The sequence below is a fragment of the Microcoleus sp. D2_18a_B4 genome, assembly GCF_036702475.1.
In the GTDB taxonomy this organism is placed as follows: Bacteria; Cyanobacteriota; Cyanobacteriia; order Cyanobacteriales; family Microcoleaceae; genus Microcoleus.
The window spans coordinates 44,199-51,228 of the sequence record NZ_JAUBTL010000030.1 but is presented as its reverse complement, the minus strand read 5'-3'; the positions used below and the strand labels follow the sequence as shown (position 1 = coordinate 51,228).

At 46.0% G+C, this 7,030-nt stretch carries 4 protein-coding genes; 2 read left to right on the top strand and 2 right to left on the bottom strand.

What is annotated here, in order from left to right:
* Positions 1 to 2,318, bottom strand: a 2,318-nt coding sequence (locus tag QUB04_RS18090; RefSeq protein WP_333286407.1) for a DUF4347 domain-containing protein, incomplete at its 3' end; no start/stop codon positions are given.
* 151 nt (positions 2,319 to 2,469) lie between these two features.
* Here QUB04_RS18090 and QUB04_RS18085 point away from each other — a divergent pair.
* Complete coding sequence (locus QUB04_RS18085) at positions 2,470 to 2,619, top strand: hypothetical protein (protein ID WP_333286405.1); 150 nt, start codon at positions 2,470 to 2,472, stop codon at positions 2,617 to 2,619.
* Positions 2,620 to 3,533: 914 nt separating this feature from the next.
* Here QUB04_RS18085 and QUB04_RS18080 read toward each other — a convergent pair.
* Positions 3,534 to 5,627, bottom strand: coding sequence for a prolyl oligopeptidase family serine peptidase (locus QUB04_RS18080; protein WP_333286403.1), 2,094 nt, complete (start codon positions 5,625 to 5,627; stop codon positions 3,534 to 3,536).
* 258 nt (positions 5,628 to 5,885) lie between these two features.
* Between QUB04_RS18080 and QUB04_RS18075 the strand changes: the two genes are divergently transcribed.
* The gene (locus QUB04_RS18075) at positions 5,886 to 7,022 is read left to right on the top strand and encodes a flagellar assembly protein H (protein ID WP_333286401.1); all 1,137 of its coding nucleotides are present in this window, start codon (positions 5,886 to 5,888) and stop codon (positions 7,020 to 7,022) included.
* Positions 7,023 to 7,030 lie beyond the last annotated feature (8 nt).

Sequence of the window (7,030 nt, the reverse complement as noted above, 5' to 3'; positions counted from 1 at the left end):
CTTGGGCCGTTATTGACTGTCGAAATTGTGTAAGTAACTCTTTCACCCGGTGCTGCTGCCGCAGTCCCGGTTTTGGTGGTAACTAGGTCGGCACTAGGTGTCAGAGGTGTGGTGAATGTACCTTCGTTGTTGTCCGGAGTGGGGTCAGCGGTAGTTGAGGTACTTCTGGCGGTGTTGGTGACGCTGCCTGATGCAGGTGCGATGAAGCTGACTGTGTTGGTGACGGTGGCGGTGTTGATGACGCTGCCTGCCGCGAAGGTGACTATACCTGTAGCGGGATCGTAGACACCGCCGTTGGAGGGGATGACTCCTGTTAAATTCGGAAGGATGGTGTCGGTAACGGTGACGTTTTCGGCTGTGCTTGGGCCGTTATTGACTGTCGAAATTGTGTAAGTAACTCTTTCACCCGGTGCTGCTGCCGCAGTCCCGGTTTTGGTAGTAACGAGGTCGGCACTAGCAGCAACAATTGTAGTTGGGGCTTGAGAGATGGGTTGGGAACCGTTGTTGTTACCTGGTTGGGGGTCGTAAGTGCTGGAGGTGCTAAAGGCGGTGTTGGTTATGGTTGTACCGATCGCTGTCGCTGCGGGGACAATTGCGGTTATGGTGCGGGTAGTGCTAGCGCCGCTAGCCAGAGTCGGAATCGTCGGCCAGGTGACAATCTGCCTTTGAGGGTCGTATACGCCATTGCCAGCGGTATCGACAGCGCTGACGAAGGTTAAGTTTGCCGGCAGTTGATCTTGAATCTTAACGTCTGCGGCGCTACTGGTTCCGGTATTAGTGGAAATAATTGTATAGGTAATGGTGCTGCCGGGGATGGCGAACGAGGGGCCTGTTTTAGCAACGGAAATGTCGGCTGAAAGTGCGGGAGGGTTGATAGTTTCGACAGCGAGATTAGCAATCTCATGAATGTTTGTAAACAAGCCTGTCGAACTAGCAAAACCAAATTTCAAAGTAGCCGGTAGTGCTCCGTTTGCAGTGACCAAATCCGGTATGGTGATAAAAGTTTCGTTCGTCTCAAATACGCCGTTGCCGTTATCGTCGAGAGCAACTGAAAGACTGTTTGAACCCGGCAGTAATGTAATTTGGACTGTTTTTTTTACATTAGCAGCGGTGCGAGTGGTTGCCGAAAGATTATCTATGCCGCCGGGAACGGTAGCGGTACTTAAAAATCTATATCCTGTGGCTGCGCTGCCTCTAATTGCTATTGAATCAGCTCGCTGCCCGGGGCCACCTATGCCCGCTTCCAACGAATTGGAAAAACTGCCATACTCGTCTAATCCGATACCTAAATAACCTCCTACAATACCAGGCGTGAAGGGCGACCTATTTATCGTTGCATAGCCGAGACCGCCGCCGTAGCCTCCCGCTGCTGTTGGCGTAGTTGTTCCGTCAATTAGGAAAAAACTAACGCCATCCGCACCAGTATTGCCGCCATAGGCAAATAAATTAAAGGTAACTTTTAGCCCCTCAGCGGAAGAGATGGGGCTGTTGTAGATGACAAAAGCTGCTTGGTTCCCATTTGCTGATGTTAATCTCAAAGCGCCGCTGCCTACTGGATCGACGGGCCCTCCCACTACACCGGGAATAATGCCGGGGCCGGTGCCTGCGGTTAAGCCAGGAGGGTTTGATGAAGCGTCGCTAGTTCCATAAATCCAAGGCCCTAGTGCTGTTGAACCTTCAAAGGTTTCGGCAACTAAGGTAACCAGGACTGATGTGTAGGCTTCTAGGACTTCTTTTTCAAAGGCTAGTTCGGTATTTATTTGTCCTGTGGCAATTTCTAATTTCCAGTCGCCACCTAATGCCGAACTCCCTGTTAGGTTGTTGGAAGCAGCAATATTTGCTCCTGTTATTTCACTGAGTTTTTGTATGAATTTAATGCCGGATTCGCCGGCGGCTATGTTACAGCCGTAAAGTAAAATGCTGCCGGATTCGTTAAGGGCTTTTCCCCACTGCTGCAATTGGTTGCTGTAGGTTTCTAGATTATCAATATTAAGTTCCGCCCGGCCGATTTCTACTGCTGCTTCTCGGCCGTGAGAAACTATGTGCAGGCTGGTGATGCTGTTGCGCTGACCGAGAATTTCGGTGATTTGCTCGATCGCCTCCCTAGTAGGATTGAGTACAAATACTTCCGTTCCTGCTTTAACACCACCGATCAATTGCTGGTAGTTTTCTACTCGGGGGTCAACAATCACTAGAGATTTTTGCGCGTCCGGTTCTGCTGTAGAGCTTGCTTGTTCAAAAAAAAAGTTGTTCTTAGTGGCAATCTTCGTAGATTTAGGTATTTTTACGGCAGACAAATTCGGCAGATTGGAGATCATTGTCATTATTTCCTGATTTAGCTATTAGTTATAACCTAATCAGCTTGACAAAATTCAATAAACACCCAGATATAAATCTTAATAAATTATTTATAGAAAAATAATTTATTACTTATGTATTTTTTTGGTTGAGATTTTAGGAAAGAATGGGATGGGGACTGCAGCGGGCGATCGCGCGTGGCTAGGAGGACAAATCACCGTCACTCCTACGCCAGCGTTTTCGGGCTTTGACTGCGCTAGCCAAGTCTTTTTATTTGAGAAGGCGCTATGCCAGAATTTGGAGATTGCGATCGCCAATTAATTATTGACGCCTTGCTGAAAAAAAGGCAATGGTTCCGGTACGGCGTGGATTCTCAGTACGGTTGTAGGGAGAATTTTTTGTTGAATCTTCACCGTAATACCAATTTAATGTGAAGTTGCACATATCTCGATCCCCCTAAATCCCCCTGATTGTTGGGGGACTTTGAGCGGAATCTTGTCCCCCCCTTATTAAGGGGGGCTAGGGGGGATCGGATTCTATGCAGGCTCATAAAAAATTGGTATAAGTCAACTTAAAGTCAACTTAGAAAATTGGTTTCCCAGAATAGGAAAATTTTTAATTTTTAATTCTATTTACTACTGTTACTCATGGACATCGCCGTCAAGTTTACTTATCGTAATATAATAGCAAAAAAATCTTAGAAAGACCTCTAAAGTATACAAAAATTCACATAGCATCAGGCAAGTTAACACCCCCTGGGAGTTGACAAGTTGCACTAATCTATGATTTAAATTTTTGGGTATCTGCCGCCAAAGGCAGTAGACCTCTTGCAAAAGTCCTTTTCATAAATTTATTGGACGGGCTCTTCGGCCCATCCCCACAAGAAAAAATAACTCTTGTGGGATGGGCCGAAGAGCCCGTCCTAGTTATTTTTGCAAGAGCTCTAAGCTGTTGCACATTTAAACTGTGAACTAAAATTTGATAAAGTTCTTGTGGGGAGTAGGGGTTGGGCCAGAAAGCCCGCACAAAAAACACGATTTAGATGCACAACAGCTTAGTGAAGCGATCGCAGGATTTGAGAATTCAACGCGAGATAGGCGCAAAAAATTCTTTCAAACACTAGGGTGAGATGCTTGGTGCTGCGTGCGTACCCTACGGGAGAGGCGGAAAAATTGAGGGTAGCGCGATCGCACTTTCTCGGACTGCGCCACCCCCAATTCCGCGCTTTTTAAACGTTAGTTAATATCGAGTTCCCGCACTAAAAAAGCCCATTCATCTGCCAATTCTTCAATAACTTTCGCAGTGGGTTTGCCGGCACCGTGTCCCGCTTTGGTTTCAATCCGAATTAACACGGGTTTTTCTCCCCCGTGCATTTCTTGCAAGGCAGAAGCAAACTTGAAACTGTGGGCCGGAACTACTCGATCGTCGTGATCGGCAGTTGTAATCATTGTCGCGGGATAAGCCGTTCCCGGTTTGAGATTGTGCAGGGGAGAATAGCCGTGAATTGTGGAAAATTCTTCGGGATTTTCCGGCGAACCGTATTCAGAAGTCCAAGCCCAACCAATGGTAAATTTGTGGAAGCGCAACATATCCAAAACGCCGACTGCCGGCAGTGCTGCACCGAACAATTCCGGCCGCTGAGTCATGCAAGCCCCCACTAATAAACCGCCATTGCTACCGCCTGCGATCGCCAATTTTGCAGGTTTGGTATACTTGTTTTCGATCAACCATTCAGCGCCAGCTATAAAGTCATCAAACACGTTTTGCTTGTTCAACTTTTTACCTGCTTCGTGCCATGATTCGCCGTACTCGCCGCCTCCCCGCAAACAGGCGATCGCATAAACTCCACCCATCTCTAACCACACTATCCTGCTAACAGAAAAACTCGGAGTTAGCGAGATGCCAAAACCACCGTATCCGTAAAGGTAGGTGGGGTTATTGCCATCCAACTGCAAGCCTTTCTTGTGCGTGATAAACATGGGTACTTGCGTACCGTCTTTGCTTGGGTAAAATACTTGTTTTGTCTCGTAATCGTCGGGATTAAAATCGACCTTTGGCTGCCGATAAATCGTACTTTCATCTGTCACCATATTGTACCGATAAATGGTGTTTGGCGCAGTAAAACTGGTGTAAGCATAAAAGGTTTCGGTGTCGTGCCGCTTGCCGCCGAATCCTCCCACCGAACCGATTCCGGGCAAGCCAACTTCTCGCACGAAAGAGCCGTCTAAGTTGAAAATTTTAATCTGGGTGTAGGCGTCTTTCAAGTAGGAAGCGACAAATTGATTGTTCAGGAGGCCTATGCCTTCGAGGGTTTCTGCTGCTTCGGGGATAATTTCTGTGAATTTTTCTTGACTTTCGTCACCAGCGAGGCATGAGGGAGGTGGGTTGTTGGTGTCGATCGCAATTACGCGGCCCAACGGTGCATTCAAGTTTGTTTGAAACCAGAAAATAGAGCCCTCATTGTCGATGAAACTGTACTCAGCCTCGAATTCGCTAATCAGTTCTACAACCGTTGATTCCGGTGCAGTTAAATCCTTGTAAAAAATCAAGTTTTTGGTTTCAGTTCCCTGCCAAACTGAGATAATCAAGTATTTGCCATCTTCGGTGACGCCGCCGCTAAATCCCCACTCTTTTTGGTCGGGTCGTTCGTAGATTAATACGTCTTCAGATTGCGGCGTGCCGATTTGGTGGTAAAACAGTTTTTGGTAATAGTTAACGTCTTCGTGCTTGCTTTTTTCGTTGGGTTCGTCGTAGCGACTGTAAAAAAAGCCTTTGCCGTCGTGAGTCCAGGATGCTCCTGAGAATTTAATCCACTTTAAATGGTCTGATAAATCTTCGCCGGTTGCCACCTCGCGGACTTTCCATTCCTGCCAGTCAGAACCGGAACTTGACAAACCGTAGGCCATGTATTTGCCGTCTTCGCTGATAGCTATCCCACCCAGAGCAACGGTTCCATCTTCTGAGAGAGTGTTGGGGTCAATTAATACTTTTGGTTCGCTGTCGAGGGATGTTAATGTGTAGAGTACGGATTGATTTTGCAGGCCGTCATTCTTGTAGTAGAAATAGCGAGCTCCTTCTTTGAAAGGTATGCCGTATTTCTCGTAATCCCAAAGTTGAGTCAGGCGCTGTTTGATTTTTTCCCGCGCCGGAATTTCGTTGAGGTAGCCAAAAGTGACTGCGTTTTGGGCTTCCACCCAAGCTTGGGTTTCCTCAGAGTCAGGGTTTTCCAGCCACCTGTAGGGGTCGGATACTTTGACGCCGTGGTAGTCGTCTGTTTGGTCGATTTTGCGGGTTGTGGGGTAGCTTAAAGGTCGATCGAATTGGGTCATGATTTTTTACTACTCTCGGTAACTTTGTCCAGTTTACCCTTTCGCGGCAGTGACAGGGGAGAGTAGCTCAATTTGGGATTTGAGATTTTATCCTAAATCTGGGTTAAATAAGTCAGCAACGGCTCAAAAAACCGAATACTTTGATACCTGAATCCTTTAAAATATTGGGTGTATAACATAGAAGATATCGCCAATAAATACTATTTTAAAATGAGATATAATTAATTTAGTTTTTTTCGGATAACGTGCTTCCCAAGAATGACTAAATTTCCCCATGACCAGTTTGCCAAAGAATACCTAAGAGAGTTATTGTCACCTCTAGGAGAAGTAGAAACAAGTAAAGATGTTTCTGCTCAAGTTCGAGAAATTGATATCTGGTTTAAACCCACTTCTGTATCGCCTCAATACGTAGAGAATTTAGGTTTGTTAGGTCAAATGACTGCGACTGTGGCTGCGATCGAACCATTTCGCAATGCCGTCAATACAGAGGATATTTTCAGTTGTGTTGTCAAACTTTTAAATACTAGGGCAGAATTACTGCGCCGTGCTAATCGAGAAGAGCAACGTTTAGAATCTCAGCAATTACCCCGGTTGTGGATTCTGACTCCCACTGCTTCGGAGGCTTTGTTAAGCAGCTTTAATTTTATGATTCCAGAAGAGTCAGAAGGTTGGGGGAGGGGGGTTTATTTTCTATCGGAAGTTTGGCGAGTAGGATTGATAGCTATTCACCAGCTACCGAATGTTCCAGAAACGATGTGGTTGCGGATTTTAGGTAAGGGTAAAGTACAGCAAGGGGCGATCGCGGAATTAACAAGATTGCCTGTTGATAGTCCCCTACGAGCTAGTACGCTAGAATTATTGTACAACCTGCAAGCGAATCTGCAAGTAAATTTAGCAGCTAGTGCCCCAGGAAATCAGGAAGATAAGGAGTTAGTTATGGCGCTCGTACCTCTGTTACAACAAAAAATAGATCAGGCCACACAACAAGGAAGAGAAGAAGGAAGAGAAGAAGGAAGAGAAGAAGGAAGAGAAGAAGGAAGAGAAGAAGCACAGCGGTTGATTTTGCAGAACTTTCTGCAAGTCAGATTTGGGGAGTTAGACGCTAAGACAATTGCCTTGTTTTCCTCGGTCTCGGCTTTACCTGTTGGTGAATTCACTATGTTGTTAGTGCAATTATCCACATTGCCAATTGCCCAAGCAGATAGACAACAAGTACAAACTTTAATCGCCGAAAATGTCTTGAGAAAGCGCTTTGGTCAATTAGAAGTAAACACCGTCAATCTCATCCCAAATTTGCTCGCATTGTCGGCCGAAAATTTATCGCTATTGCTGTCACAACTGCCGGATTTGTCAATAGAAGAACTAATGGCTCGAATAGAAAACTCTTCCGTTTGAGTAAAAAA